The sequence below is a fragment of the Sphingomonas sp. CCH21-G11 genome, assembly GCF_001555965.1.
In the GTDB taxonomy this organism is placed as follows: domain Bacteria; phylum Pseudomonadota; class Alphaproteobacteria; order Sphingomonadales; family Sphingomonadaceae; genus Sphingomonas.
In genome coordinates, this window is sequence record NZ_LSHX01000010.1 from 107,438 (window position 1) to 127,895 (window position 20,458).

A 20,458-nucleotide genomic window follows, 5' to 3' on the forward strand; every position below is an offset into this window, starting at 1 on the left:
GACGCGCATCGCTGCGGATGCGTGCGTTAGTTGGGTTGTCCAGCAGCCCCTCCGCCTCTGGTGACACGCTTGTTACGGGTCGATCAGGCAGGCGCAAGCTCAGCGTAATAATCGCGCGTTAGACCGGCTGTGGTCCGCGCCGAGTCGTTGAACGGCGGTTTGATCGCCCCCCTGAAATGCTGCGTGACAAGCATTTGCCAGTGCCGGGGCGCGTCATGTCCCGCTTCGCGACAGGCCGATTCGAACCAGCGCGTGCCCGCCGAGACGTGCCGGATCTCATCGTTGAAAATCCGGGTCAGAATGCGCGCACTCGTCCCGTCGCCGGCCGCTTGAAGGCGCTCGATGGTCACCGGCGTGACGTCCAGACCGCGTGCTTCGAGCACCATCGGCACGACCGCGAGGCGGGCGAGCGGATCGTGAGCGGTCGCCATTGCGGCGTCCCACAAGCCGTCATGCGCAGGGAGCGCGCCATAGCCGCTGCCCAGTGACACCAGCCGCCGGTGCAGCAGTGCGAAATGCATCGCTTCGTCCGCCGCGACCGCAATCCAGTCATCGACGAAGCCGCGCGGGAACGATGCACCAAAGCGTCCGATCAGGTCGAACGCCAGGTCGATCGCGACGAACTCGATATGCGCGAGCGCGTGGAGCAACGCGATCCGGCCGCGCGCCGAGCCGCCCCTGCCGCGCCGGGGCATTTCTGCAGCGGGCAGCAATTCAGGATGCGCGGGGCGTGCCGGCACGCGGGGCATCGGGACATCGAAACGGTGCGCCAGGCCGCCGCGCCGCCACGCCCGCGCCGCCGTGCGCGCCGCCATCACCTTCGCGGTCGGTCCGGCGGTCGTCAGCACACCGTGCGCCGCGGCGGCGATACTCGTCGTCACGTCGCAGCCAGCGCCTTCACGGCATCGAGCACTTCCTCGGCATGGCCAGGCACCTTCACCTTGCGCCATGCGCGGACCAGCCGGCCATCGGCGCCGAACAGGAACGTGGAACGATCGATGCCCATGTATTTCTTGCCGTACATGCTCTTTTCGGTCCACGCGCCGAATGCTTCGAGCACGCGATTGTCGTCGCCGTCGCTCGCGAGCGAAATTGCCAGCGCATATTTGTCGATGAACTTGCGATGCTTCGCGGGCGGATCCTTCGACACACCGATCACGTCGGCCCCTGCCGCCTGAAACGCCGGATACAGCGCCGAAAAGCCCTGCGCTTCCTTGGTGCAACCGGGCGTGTCGTCCTTGGGATAGAAATATAGGACCAGCGGCTTGCCCGCGAAGCTCGTCAATTCGACCTCGCGGTCGTCGGCCATGGTCAGGGTGAGCGCCGGCAATGCATCACCGATTTCGATCGCCATCGTCATTCTCCCGGTTGGTCGCCGGACACGCGGGTCCAGCACGCGCGGACCTCCTGCCGCGCTGCGTCGAGCGACGCAACCACCTGCCCCCAATCCCGTAGCCCGAGCGCACCAGCGACCAGCGTGCGCGTCGCCGGCGCCGGCGGCTGCGCGTCGGGGGCCACCAGGCGCAGCACGACGAGCAGGCGGTTGAGCAGATCGTGCGCGTCGCCCAGCGCATCGGGCAGCAGCCCTTGGGTTGCGAGGTCGCCGATCGCCATGCGCAGATCGGGATGAAAGGCGGTGCGGTGCACGAGCTGCTGGACATGCACGGCAAATTCCAGGTCGACCAGCCCGCCCGGCAGCAGCTTCGCGTCGAGCGGCCCTTTGGGCGGCTTGTGCGTCGCCATCTCCGCGCGCATCCGGCAGCTGTCGGCGCGAAGGTCGCGGTCGGGCCGCTCGCCCGCCAGCACGCGCCCGATCACCTCCGCCACCGCTGCGCGCGCCCCCGCGCTGCCAAAGATCGGCCGCGCACGCGTCAGGGCCATGTGCTCCCACGTCCACGCGCTTTCCGCCTGATAGCCGTGAAAGCCGTCGAGCGAGACTGCGATCGGGCCCTGATTGCCCGACGGCCGCAGCCGGGTGTCGACATCGTACAGCGGCCCCGCTGCGGTCGGCACCGACAGCGCGGCGATCACCCGCTGCGCCAGCCGATTGTAATAGAGCACCGCCCCCAGCGGCTTTTCGCCATCGGACTCGGCTGCATAGTCGCCGGTGAAGAGAAAGACGAGATCAAGGTCGGACGCATGGGTGAGCGCGCCGCCGCCCAGCCGGCCGAGCGCCAGGATCACCAGCTCGCTGTCGCGAACGCGGCCGTGCCGTTCCTCGAACGCGGCGACGGTTGCGCGGGCCAGCACCTCGACCGCAGCTTCGGCGACGCGCGAATAACCGGCGGACACGCTCAGCGGATCGCTGCTGCCCGCAATGATCTGTGCACCCAGCGCAAAGCGTTTTTCGTTCACCACGCGGCGGACATGATCGAGCATCGCCTGATAGTCGCAGCCGGCCTCTACCGCGCACATCTCATGCGCCAGGGCGGCGACGTCGCCGACCGGATCGAGAGCGGTCGCGTCGATCAGCCCATCGAGCAGCTCGACGCGGCGGCCAAGCAGGTCGGCCAGCGTCGGCGCATGGCACAGGATCATGCTGAGCAGCCGGGTCAGCGCGGGGCGCGCCTCCATCAGCCGAAGGAAATTGATCGCGCTGGGCAGTTTCGCCAGGACCGCATCGAGCCGGTTGATCGCCAGCGCGGGATCGGGCGCACAGGCGAACGCCTCGATCAGGCCGGGCAGCACCGCTTCCAGCGCCGCCTGCGCAGGTGCGCTGCGCAACGCGGGATAGCGTCCACCGCGCCAGGTTTCGATCCGCTTTGCGACCGCCGTCGCCGCATCGCCGAACCCGGCGGTGGCGAGCGTGTCGGCCAGCCGCTCAACCGATGTCGGCAGGCTGTCGTCAGCGTCGCTGTCGAGCGCATCATAATGCCGCCCGACCCGCCGGACCGGATCGTCCAGCAGGGCAAGCAGCGCGTCGCCGTCCGCCAACCCGTGCAGCGCGGCCACGCGGTCGATCGCTTCGGCCTGGGTCGGCAGCGCATGGGTCTGGCGATCGTCGATCATCTGCAGCCGGTGCTCGATCGTGCGCAGCAGGACATATGCGTCGGACAGGTCGCGGGCCGCCACGGGGTCGATCCAGCCTGCCCCGGCGAGGGCGTCGATCGCGTCGAGCGTGGCGGGCACACGCAGCGCGGGGTCGCGCCCGCCGTGAATCAGCTGATGGATCTGGGCAAAAAATTCCACCTCTCGAATGCCGCCACGACCCCGCTTGAGGTCATAGCCCGGACCGAACGCCTGGCCCTGGGCGTGGTGGTCACGGATGCGCCGGGTGATCAGGCGGATATCGTTGATCGCACCATAATCGAGCGCGCGCCGCCAAATGAACGGGCGGATCGCCTGGAGGAAGCGCTCGCCGAGCTCGCTGTCGCCGGCGGCCGCGCGCGCGCGGATGAACGCGGCACGCTCCCATGGCAGCGCCTGTGATTCGTAATAGGTGATCGCCGCGTCGACCGGCAGCGCGATCGGCGTCACCTCGGGCGAGGGACGCAGCCTCAGGTCGATGCGCAGCACATAGCCGTCGCCGTCGCGGGCCTGCAGCAATTCGATGACGCGCCGTCCGATCCGCACCGCAGCCTCTTCGGGGGCCTCGCGCGGGCGGCACGGCAGCCGCGCCGGGTCGAACAGCAGGATGGGATCGATGTCGGAGGAATAGTTGAGTTCGCGGCTGCCCTGCTTGCCGAGCGCGATCGCGGCAAAGCCGACCGGGTCAGCCTCGGGCGTCCGTTCGCGGATCGCGGCGCGGATCGCCGTATCGAGCGCATGGTCGGCAAAGTCGGAAAGCAGCCGGGTCGTCGCGCGAAAATCGAGCGCGCCTGACAGGTCGCCGATCGCCGCGATCAGCGCGAGGCGACGGCGCTGGAGGCGCAGTTGCTGTGCGGTCGTCGCGGCTTCAAGCGCGAGGCTGGCCGCGAGCGGATCGCGAAGGAAACGCGCCGGATCGCTGACGATTTCCGGTTCGCGTTCGGCGATCATGGCCAGGAACGGGGCGTGGCGGCAGGCGCGGTCTACCGCCTCCGCCAGCGCCGCAGGATCGTTGCGATCGGGATCAAGCATGATCGCGGCTTCGACAAAATCGCGGATTTGAGCAACAAATTTCCCGTTGGCCCGTTAATCCCGGCATGTCGAAGCCACGCGCCCCTGCTGCCGATCCCAGGCAACCGGACCTGATCCAGGTGACGCGCCCGCGTGCGCGCGATCCGATCGGCGCAGCATTGCGCGACGCCTATGATCCGGACGACACGCTGCCGGACGATTGGATCGAACTCCTCGCGGCGATCGACCAATCATCACGGCGCGGCGGGGGTCACGAGCACGGCTGATCCCCGCGCGGCATTTATCGCTGCGCCGGTCAATGATCCCGGCTCAGCTCCTCTACCTCACCCATGATCGCGTCGAGCGGGCTTTCGCCGCTCTCGTCGCGGGACGATTGACGGGAAGGCAACTGACCCTCCTCGATCAATGCCTCCAGCGCGACGCGGCCGCGCGCGACGCGGCTCTTGATCGTGCCCACCGCGACGCCGCAGATTTCGGCGGCTTCCTCATAAGCGAAGCCACCTGCGCCGACCAGAATGAGCGCCTCACGCTGCGCCTGGGGAAGCAGCAGCAGCGCGCGCTGCATGTCGCCCAGTTCGACGTGCCGGTCCTGGCTCGCCGGCGCGGCGAGGAGCCGGTCGGCAACCAGATCGTCCCACTCGCCCTTGAAGCGCGAACGCCGCATCTGGGAAAGATAAAGGTTGCGCAGAATGATAAAGGTCCATGCGCGCATGTTGGTGCCGGCCTGGAAACGCTGACGCGCCGCCCATGCCTTCATCAGGGTTTCCTGCACCAAGTCATCGGCGAGATCGCGATTGCCCGACAGCGAACGGCCAAAGGCGCGCAGATGCGGGATGACATTGCCCAGTTCTTCCTTGAACGCCGCGTCGGACAACGCCACGTGGGGAACGTCAGCTGCGGGCTCGTCTTGCGATTGCACTTCTTCTGACACCATCATTCCCGCACGAAAAAGTCAGTCAACGCCCGGATTGCGGGATGGGAACGCCATGCCGCATCAGTCCGCTTGCGTCGTCCCGGCCGGACCGTAGCCACCTATTTCCAGAACAACACGGCAAAAATCACGACGATCAGCGTCAGCGAGATCGCCAGGATATATCGGGTCATGTGCGGCGTCGCGCCAGCCCGTGCCTTTTCCCCATCAATATGGGGTTCGTTTCGGGGATCAGTCATATCGCTATAACCGACGAAAATCGAATTGGCTCCGCGTTGGACCCGCAAACAATTCGTTTCGACCCCCGAACGACGACAAATATCCGTTCGTTATTGCGCCGGCACCGTCGCCTGATCGAAAAACAGCGCCTGGCTGATCGCTGCCTTGACCGTCGACCGCTGGAACGGCTTCGTGATCATGAAGGTGGGCTCGGGGCGCTCCCCGGTCAGCAACCGTTCCGGGAACGCGGTGATGAAAATGACCGGTACGTTGAACTCGCTCAGAATGTCCTTGACCGCATCAATGCCGCTGCTGTCGTCGGCCAACTGGATATCGGCGAGGACCAGACCGGGCCGATCCTCCATGGCCAGCGCCACCGCCTCGTCGCGCGTAACCGCAACCCCGGTTACGTCATGGCCGAGGTCACGGACGATCCCCTCGAGGTCCATCGCGATCATCGGCTCGTCCTCGATGATCAAAACGCGCGCCCGCGTCTGTCGCTCAATTTCGGCCAAAGCCTCCGCGACCAGCGTCTCGACCTCGTCGGCGGACGAGTCGATCAGGAATGCCGTGTCCTCGGAGGTAAAGCCCTCCATCGCGGTCAGCAGCAGCGCCTGCCGCGACAGCGGTGCGACCCGCGCCAGTCGCGCCCGCGCGATCGACTCGTTCTCGCCGTCCGGCCCGTCCCCGGGGAAATCGTCCGATACGTCGCTGTTGGCTGAATTCCAGATCACCTGGAACGTGCGGTACAGGCCCAGTCTGGGATCGACGTTGCGCGGAAATTCATCGGGGGCCGCGACGATCGCCTCCAGCGCGGTACGGACGTAACGGTCCCCCTGCTGCTGGCTTCCCGTCAGCGCGCGGCCGTAACGGCGCAGAAACGGAAGGTGCGGCGCAAGCTGCTGTCCAAGCGACATAATATCGTCAATCTCCCATAGCGCGACGTGACCCCTGACGGTGCACGGCGCAAGCCAACTTCAATCGTGGTTTCCATGGAGGACAATGCGCACCCCCACAATGCACCGAAAACATGGAACCATCGAACGCGGTTTTTGTTTCATCGTCAATCCGACGCAGTTACTGTGGCCGGAAGGGGCGTCGCGCATCGCTCCGTTCGATACGAGGTTCGATGACGGGCGGATACGCCGCGCCTGGAAAAATTGGGATATGGGGGACGTGGTGCAGTCGGCGAGTGGTCGGAAAGACAAGATGACGGAAAAGCCATCGAACGAGGACGCGCGCAGGGAAAAGGCCAAGCCCAAGACCCCGGGCGATGTCGGCGACGCGCTGCGCGCTGTCTATCGCGAGACGATCGACGAGGCGGTTCCCGACGAAATGCTCGACCTGCTGCGCAAGCTCGGCTGAGCACGCTGCGTGCTGATCTGACTCCGTTGGCCGTTTACCGCCGTGCCGGATGATCCTAGCCCCGCGCCAAATCGGCGTGACGACCCTGCCCGCCCGCTGCTTTCGCTTGCCGTCGCTATCCCGACCGGCGCGAAGGTATTCCTGATCCTCAGCGTCGCGCTGCTGCCGCTTGCCCTGATCGCGGCCTATGCGTCGATCCAGACCTCCCGCATCGCGGACCAGGAAGCCGCCGCGCGGCTGCGTGTCGCCGCCGCCGAAGCTTCACGGGCCCTGTCGATCGAGCTGGGCGGTGATCTCGCCGCGTTGCGTGCCGGATTGAACGCGCTGGAAGCCGATCCGACCGACACGGGCGCGTGCGCGCGGGTGCAGGGCGTGTATGCAGCGCAGGCCACGACTGGCGTCCAGTTTCACATCACCGGCAAAGCCGGCGCGGTGCTGTGCGGGGGCCAGATTCCGGAGGATGCGGCCCGCGCGCTGCAATCGAGCGCGCGCGGGACCGTAATCGTGCCGGCGCGCGGCCTCGCCGTGCGGCTGACCGCGCCGGGTGACGAGGGGGTTCGTGCGGAGGCCTTCTTCCCCATCGCCTTTCTCGGCTCGATTGCCCGCCCGACGGGATTCTTGTCGCGCTACGGCGCTGCGCTAGCCAGCGAGGATGGCCGGCTTTCACTCGAGGCGCTGCCGGACGGCGGCATCCTGGACGGCGTGGAGGAAACGCGTCTCCCGCTCGGAATCGAAGACCTGGCGCTCGAAATGCGGATCTATGGCGCACCGATCACGACGACGTTGATCGTCACGATGCTGCTGCCCCTGTTGATGTGGTTTGCGGCGGCCGCGATTGCCTGGTTCGTCGTCGACCGCCTGCTGATCCGACCGCTGCGTCGCCTGCGTCGGATCGTTGGCAACTATCGCCCCGGCGATACGCTCGCCGTTGAACATTTCGGCACCCTGCCCGCTCAGGAAATCCACGCGCTGAGCGAAACGTTCCGGGCGATCACCGTCACGGTACGCACGCACGAGGCAGGGCTGGCCGAGGGTCTGGTGCGACAAACCCGCCTCACGCGCGAGGTGCATCATCGCGTGAAGAACAATCTTCAGGTGATTGCGAGCCTGATCAATTTCCATGCGCGTTCAACGTCGGACACAGCCGCAAGCGAAGCCTATGCCGCCATCCAGCGCCGGGTCGACGCGCTGGCGGTCGTCCATCGGCATCATTATGCGGAGCTGGAGGAAAATCGCGGGCTGGAGCTGCGCGCCGTCATCGGCGAACTGGCGTCCAACCTTCGCGCCAACGCACCCGATTCAGCGGCGCGGACGTCGATGACCCTAAATGTGCATCCCGTGCTGGTTTCCCAGGATGTGGCGGTGGCCGTCGCGTTTCTGATCACCGAACTGGTCGAGCTCGCAATGGAATGCAGCCCAGCGGGTATGCTCAGCATCTCGGTCCGGCCGACCGACGGAAACGAGCGCGCGGTCGTGCGGATCACGTCGCCGGGCCTCGTCGATTCACCCGATTTCCAGACACTGATGCAGACTCGCTACAGCCGGATCATCACCGGCCTGGCACGCCAGCTTCGCTCGACGCTGCATCATGACCCGCTTGCCGGGTTCTTCGAAATCCCGATCGTCGCGCACGCCGAGGGCTAGCGAAGATTTTTTTGCGCGTGCGCGAAAACGCGCGGAACCGAAAACGCCGTCCATGGTTTCTAGGTGCGGATAGCGACCTTATGCCCCCCCGCTCGCGCTATCCACTCTATAGGCCCGAAGGCGTCACACCTCTCCCCCCCGCTGTGACGCCTTCGGGCCTTCACTTTTCCGGCCGAGACCGGATTCCGCGGGTCAGATGTCCCCTTCGCTTTCACCCAAGATACCGGCGATCCCGACGTGATCGCGTCGCAAACGGAACGATTGCGCGCACCGGACATTCTGGACTGGTCAAACCCTGAATGATGGAGCGTGACGATGCGTAAGTTTCTTGGATTTACCGTGCTGGCTGCCGCGCTGGCGATCAGCGCGTGCAATACGGTCGAGGGCGTCGGCCGTGACGTCGAATCGGCGGGCGGTGCCGTCGCCGACGCTGCCGACGACAGCAAGTAACCGGATACCAGGCCGGAGCGTGGCACGGGTGCCAAGCCCTGCTGCGCTCCGGCCAACTCAAGCCGGCGCGGCGTCGCTGTCTTCGCCGGCACCGCTGTTGGCCGCCCGCCGACGTTCCGTCAGCCAGATGCCGATCAGCGCAAGCTCGTAAAGCAGCACCATCGGCACCGCGAGCAGGAACTGTGAACCGATATCCGGCGGCGTCAGCACCGCCGAAATCCCGAACGCCGCAACGATCGCATAGCGCCGCGCGCTGACCAGTTGCTTGCGCGTCACCACGCCCGCCCGTTCCAGCAGCATAAGCAGCACCGGCAGCAGGAACGAAACGCCGAAGGCGAACAGGAACTGCATCACGAAGTCGAGGTAATTGCCGACCGACGGCAATGCCTCCTGGCGCACGCCGCCCCCGAGGTCGCCCTCGAGCCCCAGCAAAAAGTTGAGCGCGACCGGGATCGCGAAATAATAGGCCAAGGCGGCGCCGGCGGTGAAGAGGACAGGTGTCGCGAGCAGGAACGGCAGCAGCGCCCGCTTCTCGCTGCGGTAGAGCCCCGGGGCCACGAACTGCCACAGCTGGTTGGCGATGATCGGAAAGGACAGCATCATCGCGGCAAAGAACGCGACCTTCACCTTGACGAAGAACGCCTCGAAAATCTGGGTGAAGATCAATCGGTCCTGACCCGCGTCTGCCAGCGGATGGACCAGGAATCCGAAGATCGGCTTGGCGAAATAAAAGGCCACGCCAAAGAAAAGCAGCAACGCAAGCACGCAGTACAGCAGCCGCCGCCTGAGTTCGATCAGGTGGTCGAGCAGCGGCGCTTCGGTGTTGTCGATGTCCCTCAACGCGGATCGGCTCCGTCGTCGGGATGGCGCGCCGGTGCGGGCGCGGCCGAAGCGGTCTCATCGCGAATGATCGGCTGGGCGACCATCTGGGGCCCCGTATCCTCGCCCGTGGCGATCGCTGCATCCGGCGCGGGCAGCTGGCCCGCGGTCGGCGGATGCTCGCGCATGATCCGCGCGTTTTCCGCCGCCCACTTCTTTTCCATTTCCTGAAGCTCGGCCTCGCGCACCATCGCGTCGAAGCCCGAGCGGAACTGGCGCGTCACCGCCCGCATCTTGCCGACCCATTTGCCGACGAAACGCATCGCCTTGGGCAGGTCCTTCGGACCGATGACGAGCAGCGCCACGACCGCGACGACCAGCAATTCGGTGGGCGCTACATCCAGCATCAACTTATCCGCACATTCGGCTGCCGATCAGCAGCGGGCGAACCGCCGTTCAGCGTTCTTCGCGAGTCCGTTCGGCGTCGCGATCGAACGTCGGGTCGGTGGCGCGCTTGCCCTCGATCCGGGTCGGCTCGGGGGTGGAATCGTCCTCGGCCATCCCCTTCTTGAAGTTCTTGATGCCCTTGGCAACGTCACCCATCAGGTTGGAAAAGCGGCCGCCGCCCAACAGCAGGATCGCGACGACACCGAACACCAGCCAGTGAACCAGGCTGAAACCACCCATGACGATTCTCCTCGAGTCAGCGCCTCTCTACGCTTCCTCATCCATATTTGCCAGATCGGCATCGCCGAGCGCGAGATCAATGGGATCGAGCAGCCCCGCGGCGCGCAGGTCGTCGATCCCGGGCAGGTCGCGCCGGCTCGCCAACCCGAAATGGGTCAGGAACGCCGGGGTGGTGGCATAGGTGAGCGGGCGGCCCGGCACCTCGCGCCGCCCGGCAGGACGGATCCAGCCCGCCGCCATCAGGACGTCGAGCGTACCCTTGGAAATCTGGACGCCGCGGATCGCCTCGATCTCCGCGCGGCTGACCGGCTCGTGATAGGCGATGATCGCCAGCGTCTCGATCCCGGCGCGCGACAGCTTGCGCGGCTCTTCCTGCTCGCGGCGCAGATAATGGGCGAGGTCGGGCGCGGTCTGGAAATGCCAGCGCTCGCCGCGCATGACCAGCTCCACGCCGCGCCCTTCATAATCCTGCGCCAGCGCGGCCAGCGCGGCCGCGACGTCGACATCGCCGCCGACATGACGGCGCAGATCGGCGACGCTCAGCGGCTCGGTCGCGGCGAACAGCACCGCCTCCACCGCGCGCATGGCTTCGTCAGGCCGTTGCATCGGCCGCCTTCAGATAGAGGGGCGCGAACGGTGCCTGCTGGCGCAGTTCGACCCGCCCCTGCCGCGCGAGCTCGAGCGCGGCGACGAAGCTGGAGGCCAGCGCCGAACGGCGATAGCCGGGATCGCCCGGCGCATCGGGCAGGAATGCCTCGATCCGCGCCCAGTCGATCGTCGTCCCGATCAGCGCGCCGATCCGCCCGATCGCCGTTTCCAGCGTCATCACCGCGCGCGGCTGGACCATGTGCAGCACCGGGCGGGTCCGCGCGGCCACCCGGCCATAGGCGGCAATGACATCGTAGAGTTCGGCGTGCCAGCGGATCTGGCGGACGTTGCGAAGCCCCTGCGGCGCGCCGCGCAGAAACACGTCGCGGTCGACCCGGTCGCGCGCCAGCAGCCGCGCTCCCGCCTCGCGCATCGCCTGCAGCCGTTCGAGCCGGGCCTGCAGGCGCATCGCCAGCTCCTCGGGGCTGGGCTCGACCTCGGGGTCGCTCGGCAGCAGCAGCGCGGATTTGAGATAGGCGAGCCAGGCCGCCATCACGAGATACTCCGCCGCGACCTCGAGCTTGAGCGTGCGCGCATCGCGGATGAAGGCCAGATACTGGTCGACCAGCGCCAGGATGGAGATCGCCTTCAGGTCCACCTTCTGGCTGCGTGCCAGCGTGAGGAGCAGGTCGAGCGGCCCTTCCCAGCCGTCGATATCGACCGTCAGCGTTTCGCCGGCGGCGACGTCGGGCAATTCACGCCGCCATCAGCGCGTCGCGACGCGCCAGCAGCCCGTCGAGCGACGCCGTCTCGGCCGGACGACGCATCGCCATCGCCCGGTCGAGCCGGGCATGGCCCTGCGCGCCCATCGGCGACAGTCGCCCGGCAATTTCGACCATCTCGTCCATCCGCGCCCAGCAATCGAGCACCACGTCGCAGCCCGCGGCGATCGCGCGCGCCGCCTTCTCGCCCGCGGTGCCGGACAGCGCCTTCATGTCGATATCGTCGGTCATCAGCAGGCCGTCATAGCCGATCGCCCCCCGGATCACCTGTTCGATCACCGTCGCCGAAAGGGTGGCGGGGTTGGCCGCGTCCCACGCCTCGAACACGACGTGCGCCGTCATCGCCATCGGCGCGAGCGGGGCAAGCGTGCGGAACGGTGCGATGTCGGCGGCCAGCGCGTCGGCATCCGCCCTGACCACCGGCAGTTCATGATGGCTGTCGACGACGGCGCGGCCATGCCCGGGCACGTGCTTCATCACGCCGAGCACGCCGCCCATCGCCAGCCCCTCGATCACCGCGCGGCCGAGCGCGGCGACGCGCATCGGATCGCCGCCCAGCGTCCGATCGGCGACGGCGGGGGTGGTATCGGGCTGACGGATGTCCAGCAGCGGCAGGCAGTTCACGTTGATGCCGACCTCCGCCAGCGTCAGTGCAATCGCGTGCGCGTTGGCGCGTGCCGCCTCGATCGCGCTGGCAGGTGCTTCGTCATATCGCTCGGCGAAGCGCGCGCCGGTCGGGAATGCCGGCCATTCGGGCGGCGTCATCCGCGCGACCTTGCCCCCTTCCTGATCGATCAGGATCGGCACGTCGTCGCGGCCGCTCAGCGTTCTCAGGCTGTCGGTCAGCGCGCGCAACTGCGCGCGATCGCCGATATTCCGCTTGAAGAGGATGTAGCCGAGCGGGTCGCTGTCACGAAAGAACGCGCGCTCGTCGTCGGTCAGGGTGAGGCCGGACAGGCCGTAGATCACGGGAAGCATGGCGTCATCCTAACCCGTTTTGGACCGCGGACAAGATCGCGATTCATCCCGCGCGACCGGCCTTCAATTCGGGCGCGGCCAGGCCCGCCACGGCCCGTGCGCGCAGCCATTCGACCGCGGCGTCATGGATGCCGGGCGCGCTGGCCAGCACGCCGAACGCCTCGCCGCGCGGCGTATTGAAGCGCAGCTTGCGCCCCAGCGCGTCGGTGACGATCGCGCCGGCCTCACGCGCGATCAAGACGGCCGCGGCAATGTCCCATTCCGCGCCCCAACGCAGCGTCGCCAGCAGATCCGCGTCGCCCGCGGCGATCATCGCGATCCTGAGCGCAATCGAGTTCGGCTTGGCGACCGCGACCAGGTCCATATCGGCACGCGGCAACTGATCGGTCGGCACCCGCGCACCCGCGAGCAGATCGCGCGCGCTCGCCTGGACTGCCCGATCGCCGCGCCACGCCCCCCGCCCCCGTTCCGCGCGCCAGCTTTCGCCCCGCGCCGGGGCCTCGAGCACCGCGACCACCGGCTGGCCGCGATCGACCAGCGCGATCGATACCGCCCAGCCATCGCGCCCGCGGACGAAATCGCGGGTGCCGTCGATCGGGTCGACCACCCAGACCCGCTGCGCCCGCAGCCGCGACGAATCGTCGAACGTCTCCTCCGACAGCCAGCCGGCGTCGGGCAGCAGCGCGGCGAGCCGCGCGCGCAACAGCCGATCGACGGCCAGATCGACCTCGGACACGGGATTGCCCGGCGATTTCTCCCAACGTTCAAAATCGCCGCGCCAGCGCGACATGGCCAGCCGCCCGGCCTCCGCGGCAATTGCGCTGACCCGTTCGGCCAGCGCCTCAGCCACCGGCGACCGTCATCGCGTCGATGCGCAGCGTCGGCACGTTGATGCCGTAGCGAAACTCGAGATCGTTGGCAGGGGTGAGCGCGGCGAACATATCCTTGAGGTTGCTGGCGATCGTGATCTCCTCAACCGGCGCGCCGATCGTGCCGTTCTCGATCACGAAACCCGACGCCCCCCGGCTATAGTCGCCGGTCACGCCGTTCACCCCCTGTCCGATCAGCGAGGTGACATAGATGCCGCGGTCGATGTCGGCGATCAGCGCGTCGGGCGGCACCATGCCGGGTTCGAGATAGAGGTTGGTCGTCCCCACGCCCGGTGCGCCGGACAGGCCGCGTGATGCATGACCCGTGGGCTCAAGCCCGAGTTGCCGCGCCGACGCGCTGTCGAGCAGCCAGGTCTGCAGCACTCCGCGATCGACGATCCGCGTCGGCGACACCGGCAGCCCTTCGCCATCGAAAGGCCGTGATCGCAGGCCATGGGGCAGATGCGGATCGTCGACGATGCCGATGCCGCTCGCGAAGATCTGGGTCGCCAGCGCATCGAGCAGAAAGCTGGTCCGGCGCGTGATCGCGGTGCCCGCAATCGCGCCGACCAGATGGCCGAGCAGGCTGCCCCCGACGCGCGGATCGAACGCGACCGGCATCGTGCCGCTGGCGATGCGCACCGGGTTCAGCCGCCTGACCGTCCGCTCGCCGGCACGCCGCCCGACCATCTCGGGCGCTTCCAGCCTCTTTTCGTGGCGCGCGGAATGAAAGGCATAGTCGCCGCGCATGTCGCCGGTCGGCCCGGCGTGGACGCTGGCCGATACGCCATAGCTCGTCGCACTGTAGCTGCCCGCAAAGCCATGACTGGTCGCGAGCGCGACCGTCGACCGGCCGAAGCTGGCGCTGCCACCATCGCTGTTGGTGATCCCCGGCACCGCGCGCGCGGCGTCCTCCGCCGCAAGGGCGCGCGCCTTGAGCGTGGCGGGGTCCCCCTCGCCCCCATCGTCCAGGTCGAGGAGCGGCGGCGCCCCATGCAACAGGCGATCCGCCGGCGCCAGGCCCGCCCAAGGGTCTTCCGGCGCGGCGCGCGCCATCGCCACGACGCGCCCGGCAAGCTCGCGCAGCGCGTCGTCGGACAGGTCGGCGGTGGAAACGCTGGCCGACCGCTGGCCGACAAAGGCGCGCAGGCCTAGCTCGGCACCTTCGGACCGCCCCACATCCTCAAGCTTGCCGAGCCGCACCGATACCGACACCGATGTGTCGGCGATCAGCACCGCATCGGCGGCGTCGGCACCGGCGGCGACGACCTGGGTGATCGCGGCGGCGGCACGATCCTGGGCAATTTGGGGGGTCAGCATCGCAGCGACTTAGGAGCGCGGGGCACGATCGTCAAAGCCCTGCCGTGGTCCCGACGACGAACGCGGCGGCGAACATCAGCAGCCCAGCGGTGCGGTTCGACCGGAACCGCGCCAGCGCGCTCGCGCCGTCGTCGCGGTCGAGCGTCGCGACCTGCCAGCCGAGATGCAGCGCCGCCGGCGCCAATGCGGCGATCGCCAGCGGATCGGGCCGGATCGACCAGAACGCACCCGCCCAGAATGCGAGCGCGAGCGCGTAGAACAGCCCAACCCCGCCGCGCACGCGCGCGCCCAGCCGCCGCGCCGACGATCGCACGCCGACCAGCGCGTCGTCCTCGACATCCTGCAGCGCATAGATCGTGTCGTAGCCGATCACCCACGCGATCGCGCCGGCATAAAGCAGCGCGCCGGCCCAGGTCAGGCCACCAGCGACCTCCACCCACGCAACGGGCGCAGCCCAGGCAAAGACCAGGCCGAGCCACGCCTGCGGCCACCAGGTGACGCGTTTCATGAACGGATAGGCCGCCACCAGCCCCAGGCTGGCCAATGCCACGAGGCGCGACGGCCAGCCGAGCTGGACCCATACGACCAGGCCGATCAGGCACAGCGTCGCCAGCCAGAGCCATGCGGCGCGCAGCGACACCGCGCCGCTCGCCAGCGGGCGGCTGCGCGTGCGCGCGACGCGGGCGTCGAGATCGCGGTCGACGATGTCGTTATAGACACAGCCCGCACCCCGCATCGCAATCGAGCCGAGCAGGAACCAGGCGAGCAGCGGCCAGCGGTCGACGACACCGCCCGCCAGCGCGATCGCCCACGCGCCGGGCCAGAACAGCAGCCACCAGCCGATCGGCCGGTCGAAGCGGGCGAGCAGCGCAAACGGCCGCGCGCGCGCCGGCAGGACGCGCAGCATGCCGAGCGACTGGCTGTCGGGCGGGGTTTCAACGGCCTGGGACATAAACGCTGGTCGGTGTCTCCTGCGAGGGCGGCGTCATGCGACGATGCCGCGCGCGGCGCTTATCATGCCGGCACGACTTCGCACCACCTTGCGCACGACAAAGGCGAGCCGCCGGGTGCAAGGCGGTCAAAGTCGCGCTAAGGCGACCCCCATGCCCGCTACCCCCGCCTGGCCACCGCAATCGACGCCGCGCCTGTTCGTCCCCGCCCCGCTCGCGAGCGGCCAGCACCTGACGCTCGACGGCGCGCAGGCGCATTATCTGATCGCGGTCATGCGGCTGAAGGCGGGCGACCCGATCAAGCTGTGCGACGATGCGACGGGCGAATGGCTGGCGGTGGCCGAGTCGGTCGGCAAGCGCGCGCTGGACGTCGCGGTGCGCGAGCTGCTGCGCCCGCGCGAAACCGTGCCCGACCTGTGGCTGTGCGCCGCACCAATCAAAAAGGGTCGCATCGACTGGGTGATCGAAAAGGCGTGCGAGCTGGGCGTCGATCGCATCCAGCCGGTGCTGACCCGGCGCAGCGTGGTCGACAAGCTCAACCTCGACCGGCTCGGCGCGCACATGGTCGAGGCGGCGGAGCAATGCGGGCGCACAGCGCTTCCCCGGCTGGACGAGCCGGTGAAGCTGGCCGCGTTGCTCAAGGATTGGCCAGCAGAGCGCGCCCTGTTCTTCGCTGACGAAGCCGGCGGCGCGCCCGCACTCGACGCGATGCGCGCGCATCCGGGGCCGGCGGCGATCCTGATCGGTCCAGAGGGCGGCTTCGACGACGCGGAGCGCGACGCGATTTTGGCGACGCCGGGTGCCGTCGGCATCGCGCTCGGTCCGCGCATCCTGCGCGCGGATACCGCGGCGGTTGCGGCGATCGGGCTGTGGATGGCGGCTGCGGGCGACTGGTCCTGAGATTGCGCTAGCGCACCAAACCGACCGGGAGTAAGGGCGCGCCATGAGCACCAAGACGGTTTCGGATCGCAACGCAGCGGTGATCGAACAGCGATCGCAACTGATCGACTATTTCGCCGGCGGCGAGAAACCCCGCGAGCGGTGGCTGATCGGAACCGAGCATGAAAAGTTCGTCTATTCGATCGCCGATCAGCACGCGCCGAGCTATGACGAGCCGGGCGGCATCCGCGACCTGCTGACCGGCCTGATCGAGTTCGGCTGGAAGCCGGTCGAGGAAGGCGGCAAGGTGATCGCGCTCGCCGGTCCCGACGGCACGGTCAGCCTGGAACCCGCCGGGCAGCTCGAGCTGTCGGGCGCGCCGCTCCAGCATCTGCACCAGACCTGCGCCGAAACCGGCCGGCACCTGGAGCAGGTCAAGGCGGTCGGCCAGCGGCTCGGCATCGAATTTCTGGGGCTGGGCATGTGGCCCGACAAGACGCGCGCCGAGCTGCCGATCATGCCCAAGGGCCGCTATGCCATCATGCTGCGCCACATGCCGCGCGTCGGCACGCTGGGACTCGACATGATGCTGCGCACCTGCACGATCCAGGTGAACCTGGATTATTCGTCCGAAGCCGACATGGTGAAGAAGTTCCGCGTCGGGCTGGCGCTGCAACCGCTCGCCACCGCGCTGTTCGCCAATTCGCCGCTGACCGAGGGCAAGCCGAACGGCTATCTGTCCTACCGCAGCCATATCTGGTCGGACACCGATCCGGCCCGCACCGGGATGCTGCCCTTCGTGTTCGAAGACGGCTTCGGCTATGAACGCTACGCCGACTATGCGATCGATGTGCCGATGTATTTTGTCTATCGCGACGGACGCTATATCGACGCGGCGGGCCTGTCGTTCCGCGACTTCCTGAACGGCGAGCTGTCGGTACTGCCGGGCGAAAAGCCGACGATCGACGACTGGGCGGATCACCTGTCGACCGCCTTTCCCGAAGTGCGGCTCAAGACCTTCCTGGAGATGCGCGGCGCCGATGGCGGGCCATGGAACCGCATCTGCGCGCTGCCGGCGTTGTGGGTCGGGCTGCTTTATGACCAAGGCGCGCTCGATGCGGCGTGGGATCTGGTCAAGGATTGGGGGATCGAGGATCGCCAGACGTTGCGCGACGCGGTGCCCAGGCTCGCGCTCGACGCGCCGCTGCCCGGTGGCGGCAGACTGCGCGATATTGCCGGCCAGGTGCTCGACATCGCCCATGCCGGGCTCGCTGCCCGCGCGCGCCACAACGGCGCAGGCGACGACGAAACCGGCTATCTCGACCCGCTGCGCGAGATTGTCCGCCGCGGCAAAGTGCCCGCCGAACTGCTGCTCGATCTCTATCACGGCGAATGGGGCGGCGATGTCAGCCGGATTTACGAAGGGTCGCGGTTCTAGAGCGTGGACTGATAAAACGGCCGGTCGGTACCCAACCCATTGCGGTTGCGAAGATAATCCGCCAAAATAGGGGGTGCGCAGTTTCATACTGATCGTATTGTTTCTGACGACGTCTTGCTCCCGCGAGACGTCTGTTACTACACAACGAGAGCGCCTTTATCTTTGGGTTTATGGAGCGGATGGCTACGTTCCTACGCAGTTCAATCCCGGTAATCGTTCAGCATCGGCCATTGAATTAGGCGAGGCGCTCCGAACTTGCGGCTCGACGGACTTCGAAATGGGGCTGTACGGCCTGGCCGGGGAGGAAGTGTCCGTTCCCTCTTCGACTAACGATGTGCGACTTGTGAACTGTGTCCGAGAGCGCGTGGCCTTCGGCTTCAATGCTAGTCGGGAGCTACCTTGGCGCTGGCGGAAAGGAGAGCGCGGCAAGCCGCTTGTTGATCCTGACGGCGCCTAACTGCTCAGTTCTGGCCGCCCAGCACTTGTGCCGAAAGCGTTTGCTAATTGCCTTATGATCTACGAGGGTTAGCGCCGAACGAGGACACGCCACCTATTCCGCCGGCACTTCGCCCATCCGCTTGCCCGGCCGTCCCGCCAGCCAGGCGAAGAAGCGCGGCACCGGCCCGTTGCGGGTCATCCAGTCGTAATATTCGCGATAGGCCGGGTCTTCGCCCAGATGCTTTTCCTCGGTCTTCGCGCGCCAGTAATAGACCGCGCTGACCGTCGCGAGCAGCACGGTGTTGCGCACCGCGTCGACCACGCTGTCGGTGGTCGCGAAGAAGGGCACCGTCGCCAGCCACCAGAACAGGTTCTTGGACAGATAGGCCGGGTGGCGCGTGATCGCGTAGGGTCCGTGGGTCAGAATGCCGCGATGGGTGAGGTTGGAAAAGCGGATGCCGAATGCCAGCGTCGCCCAGGCGTAGATCGCGGTCAGCACCACCAGCAGCGCGCCGATGATCCACAAGATCCAGGGCAAGCCCTGAAACCAGTAGCTCCATTCGGCGGTCGCGGGATGATAGTCCAGCGGGCCGCCCTCGCGCATCAGCACAAAGGGCGGGTAGCAGATCAGCGCCGCGATCCATCCGTCGAAATGCGGGGTGGCGGTGCGGATATGCGCGTCGAGCGGCCGCATCGTCAGCACGTAGCCGCTGGTCGCCGCTGCGACATCGATCACGAACATGTAGGTGATCAGCCAGTTGGCGAGCGCGACCGGGTCGGTCCAGATGCCCGTCGTCTCGCGGCGGACGAAATCTGCAAATCCGCCCGGCACGATCGACAGCATGAAGGCGAGGAAGAACGCCTTGACCGCCCATGCGCGCAGGTGACGCTTGATGGCTTCGCCGTCGACCGGCTCCTCCTTGCCGAGCAGCCAGGCGCCCAGCGCCCATGTGCCGTCGCGAGGTTCGACCAGATAGCGGTCGAGCCACAGGAGATAGGGGATCGACAGCACGATCATCGCCGGCGCGGCGACCATGAAGCATTGCATCGCGAACGCGTAGTTTCCCTGCCAGTACAGGCGAACCACCGCATAGATCGCCGCAATGCCGGCCCAGGTGAGCCACAGCCCGGCGAGCTTGGTCATGCTGATAGCGCGCACCTCGCGCCACGGCCGGGGGCGCGACCAGTCGATGCCGGTCGACGGGTTGCGATGCACCTTGTCGACGAACACCGACCACAGAACCATCGGCACCGCGCAGGCCAGCACGTTGGTCAGCGCCGAGAGCGGCCCCGCCAGCCCGAAGTGCCGGGCGATGATCGTCCACGCAATCAGTCCGCCCAGCCCGACCATGCCGACCATGTCCGATACCGCGGATGCGGGGCGTGGATCGGCGGTCGCGGAGGCGATGGGCGCGTCGTGATACATGCCCGTCCGATTAGCCCCGAATGGTAAGCAAGCCGTGAAGGACGCCGGCGGAAGGACCCCCGCGGGGGCGCGCCGTGGCGCGGTCAGGCGAGCCCGGCGCGGCGGCTGGCGGCGTGATGCGCATGGCAGATGGCGACCGCGAGCGCGTCGGCGGCGTCCGCTCCGGCGATCCTCGCGCCAGGGAGCAGGCGCGCGACCATGGCGTGGACCTGCGCCTTTTCGGCATTGCCGACCCCGACCACCGCCTTTTTGACCAGCCGTGCGGCATATTCGCCGACATCGATCCCACCACGTGCCGCCGCGCAAAGAACCACTCCCCTCGCCTGACCAAGCTTCAGCGTCGACTGGGGGTTGGCGTTGACGAACACTTCCTCGACCGCTGCCGCATCGGGCGCGTGCGCCGCGATCAGCGCGACGAGCATCGCATCGAGATGCGCGAGCCGCCGGGGCAGCGGGGCCTGTGCATCGGTCCTGAGCTGGCCGTTGGCGAGGTGCGAAAGCCGGTTGCCCTCGGCCCGGATCAGGCCCCAGCCGGTCGTGCCGAGCCCGGGATCGAGGCCCAGGATCAACATCTACTGGAAAAGTACAGTAGCGCCTTCTTCCGCGCCTGTAGCAA

The 20,458-nt window shown here is 67.5% G+C and carries 23 protein-coding genes; 6 read left to right on the top strand and 17 right to left on the bottom strand.

The genetic code is table 11. The annotated features are described in order from the left end of the window. Positions 1 to 83 precede the first annotated feature (83 nt). The 3 genes from AX676_RS02020 to AX676_RS02030 are packed head-to-tail and all read right to left on the bottom strand — an operon-like array spanning position 84 to position 4,059. Positions 84 to 881, bottom strand: coding sequence for a ferritin-like domain-containing protein (locus AX676_RS02020; protein WP_066482528.1), 798 nt, complete (start codon positions 879 to 881; stop codon positions 84 to 86). Next, positions 878 to 1,360 (bottom strand): peroxiredoxin, encoded by a 483-nt coding sequence (locus tag AX676_RS02025; protein WP_066482533.1) that lies wholly within the window; start codon positions 1,358 to 1,360, stop codon positions 878 to 880. Before AX676_RS02025 ends, AX676_RS02020 begins: the two co-directional genes overlap by 4 nt. Next, a complete protein-coding gene (locus AX676_RS02030; protein ID WP_066482535.1) occupies positions 1,357 to 4,059 on the bottom strand; it encodes a bifunctional [glutamine synthetase] adenylyltransferase/[glutamine synthetase]-adenylyl-L-tyrosine phosphorylase in 2,703 nt (900 codons plus the stop codon). The genes AX676_RS02025 and AX676_RS02030 overlap by 4 nt, the downstream gene beginning before the upstream one ends. A 65-nt stretch (positions 4,060 to 4,124) precedes the next feature. Between AX676_RS02030 and AX676_RS02035 the strand changes: the two genes are divergently transcribed. Next, on the top strand, positions 4,125 to 4,325 hold the full coding sequence (locus AX676_RS02035) for a hypothetical protein (RefSeq protein WP_066482536.1): 201 nt from the start codon (positions 4,125 to 4,127) through the stop codon (positions 4,323 to 4,325). A 29-nt stretch (positions 4,326 to 4,354) separates the two neighbouring features. Here AX676_RS02035 and AX676_RS02040 read toward each other — a convergent pair whose 3' ends face one another. The 3 genes from AX676_RS02040 to AX676_RS02050 all read right to left on the bottom strand — a co-directional run bounded on the left by AX676_RS02040 (position 4,355) and on the right by AX676_RS02050 (position 6,126). Continuing rightward, a complete protein-coding gene (locus tag AX676_RS02040) occupies positions 4,355 to 4,993 on the bottom strand; it encodes a sigma-70 family RNA polymerase sigma factor (protein WP_066482815.1) in 639 nt (212 codons plus the stop codon). A 98-nt stretch (positions 4,994 to 5,091) separates the two neighbouring features. Continuing rightward, positions 5,092 to 5,229, bottom strand: a complete 138-nt coding sequence (locus tag AX676_RS18000; RefSeq protein WP_197417178.1) for a hypothetical protein — start codon at positions 5,227 to 5,229, stop codon at positions 5,092 to 5,094. A gap of 90 nt (positions 5,230 to 5,319) precedes the next feature. Beyond that, positions 5,320 to 6,126, bottom strand: a complete 807-nt coding sequence (locus tag AX676_RS02050; RefSeq protein ID WP_066482537.1) for a response regulator — start codon at positions 6,124 to 6,126, stop codon at positions 5,320 to 5,322. An 85-nt stretch (positions 6,127 to 6,211) separates the two neighbouring features. On the opposite strand from AX676_RS02050, the gene AX676_RS18205 reads away from it, so the two are divergent. The 3 genes from AX676_RS18205 to AX676_RS02065 all read left to right on the top strand — a co-directional run bounded on the left by AX676_RS18205 (position 6,212) and on the right by AX676_RS02065 (position 8,668). After that, positions 6,212 to 6,574 carry a NepR family anti-sigma factor gene (locus tag AX676_RS18205; RefSeq protein ID WP_156437835.1) on the top strand — a complete coding sequence of 121 codons (363 nt, stop codon included), beginning with the start codon at positions 6,212 to 6,214 and terminating at the stop codon, positions 6,572 to 6,574. 42 nt (positions 6,575 to 6,616) lie between these two features. After that, positions 6,617 to 8,218 (top strand): sensor histidine kinase, encoded by a 1,602-nt coding sequence (locus AX676_RS02060; RefSeq protein ID WP_231726149.1) that lies wholly within the window; start codon positions 6,617 to 6,619, stop codon positions 8,216 to 8,218. A 315-nt stretch (positions 8,219 to 8,533) separates the two neighbouring features. Continuing rightward, complete coding sequence (locus AX676_RS02065) at positions 8,534 to 8,668, top strand: entericidin A/B family lipoprotein (RefSeq protein ID WP_066482540.1); 135 nt, start codon at positions 8,534 to 8,536, stop codon at positions 8,666 to 8,668. A 57-nt stretch (positions 8,669 to 8,725) separates the two neighbouring features. Here AX676_RS02065 and tatC read toward each other — a convergent pair whose 3' ends face one another. From tatC to ubiA, 9 genes are read right to left on the bottom strand one after another with little or no spacing between them, the layout of a single operon-like run. After that, positions 8,726 to 9,508, bottom strand: a complete 783-nt coding sequence (tatC, locus tag AX676_RS02070) for a twin-arginine translocase subunit TatC (protein WP_066482541.1) — start codon at positions 9,506 to 9,508, stop codon at positions 8,726 to 8,728. Continuing rightward, positions 9,505 to 9,894 carry a Sec-independent protein translocase protein TatB gene (tatB, locus tag AX676_RS02075; protein ID WP_066482543.1) on the bottom strand — a complete coding sequence of 130 codons (390 nt, stop codon included), beginning with the start codon at positions 9,892 to 9,894 and terminating at the stop codon, positions 9,505 to 9,507. Before tatB ends, tatC begins: the two co-directional genes overlap by 4 nt. 49 nt (positions 9,895 to 9,943) lie before the next feature. Continuing rightward, positions 9,944 to 10,174, bottom strand: a complete 231-nt coding sequence (locus AX676_RS02080; RefSeq protein WP_066482545.1) for a twin-arginine translocase TatA/TatE family subunit — start codon at positions 10,172 to 10,174, stop codon at positions 9,944 to 9,946. A gap of 27 nt (positions 10,175 to 10,201) precedes the next feature. Next, the gene (scpB, locus tag AX676_RS02085) at positions 10,202 to 10,780 is read right to left on the bottom strand and encodes an SMC-Scp complex subunit ScpB (RefSeq protein ID WP_066482547.1); all 579 of its coding nucleotides are present in this window, start codon (positions 10,778 to 10,780) and stop codon (positions 10,202 to 10,204) included. Next, positions 10,767 to 11,516, bottom strand: coding sequence for a segregation and condensation protein A (locus AX676_RS02090; RefSeq protein ID WP_066482549.1), 750 nt, complete (start codon positions 11,514 to 11,516; stop codon positions 10,767 to 10,769). The genes scpB and AX676_RS02090 overlap by 14 nt, the downstream gene beginning before the upstream one ends. Position 11,517: 1 nt before the next feature. Next, positions 11,518 to 12,522 (bottom strand): glycoside hydrolase family 3 N-terminal domain-containing protein, encoded by a 1,005-nt coding sequence (locus tag AX676_RS02095; protein WP_066482551.1) that lies wholly within the window; start codon positions 12,520 to 12,522, stop codon positions 11,518 to 11,520. Between the two features lie 43 nt (positions 12,523 to 12,565). Then, complete coding sequence (locus tag AX676_RS02100) at positions 12,566 to 13,372, bottom strand: 3'(2'),5'-bisphosphate nucleotidase CysQ (protein ID WP_066482552.1); 807 nt, start codon at positions 13,370 to 13,372, stop codon at positions 12,566 to 12,568. Then, positions 13,365 to 14,711 (bottom strand): TldD/PmbA family protein, encoded by a 1,347-nt coding sequence (locus tag AX676_RS02105; protein ID WP_066482557.1) that lies wholly within the window; start codon positions 14,709 to 14,711, stop codon positions 13,365 to 13,367. Before AX676_RS02105 ends, AX676_RS02100 begins: the two co-directional genes overlap by 8 nt. Positions 14,712 to 14,742: 31 nt before the next feature. Beyond that, the gene (gene ubiA, locus AX676_RS02110) at positions 14,743 to 15,663 is read right to left on the bottom strand and encodes a 4-hydroxybenzoate octaprenyltransferase (protein WP_066482562.1); all 921 of its coding nucleotides are present in this window, start codon (positions 15,661 to 15,663) and stop codon (positions 14,743 to 14,745) included. A gap of 151 nt (positions 15,664 to 15,814) precedes the next feature. Between ubiA and AX676_RS02115 the strand changes: the two genes are divergently transcribed. Next, positions 15,815 to 16,561: a 16S rRNA (uracil(1498)-N(3))-methyltransferase gene (locus tag AX676_RS02115; RefSeq protein WP_066482565.1), complete on the top strand. Its 747-nt coding sequence runs from the start codon at positions 15,815 to 15,817 to the stop codon at positions 16,559 to 16,561. Positions 16,562 to 16,604: 43 nt separating this feature from the next. Beyond that, positions 16,605 to 17,978, top strand: a complete 1,374-nt coding sequence (locus AX676_RS02120) for a glutamate--cysteine ligase (protein WP_066482567.1) — start codon at positions 16,605 to 16,607, stop codon at positions 17,976 to 17,978. 550 nt (positions 17,979 to 18,528) lie between these two features. On the opposite strand, the gene AX676_RS02125 is transcribed toward AX676_RS02120, so the two are convergent. Together AX676_RS02125 and ruvC are read right to left on the bottom strand one after the other, a co-directional pair. After that, on the bottom strand, positions 18,529 to 19,842 hold the full coding sequence (locus tag AX676_RS02125) for a methyltransferase family protein (RefSeq protein ID WP_156437836.1): 1,314 nt from the start codon (positions 19,840 to 19,842) through the stop codon (positions 18,529 to 18,531). 83 nt (positions 19,843 to 19,925) lie between these two features. Next, positions 19,926 to 20,414 carry a crossover junction endodeoxyribonuclease RuvC gene (gene ruvC / locus AX676_RS02130; RefSeq protein ID WP_066482569.1) on the bottom strand — a complete coding sequence of 163 codons (489 nt, stop codon included), beginning with the start codon at positions 20,412 to 20,414 and terminating at the stop codon, positions 19,926 to 19,928. Positions 20,415 to 20,458 lie beyond the last annotated feature (44 nt).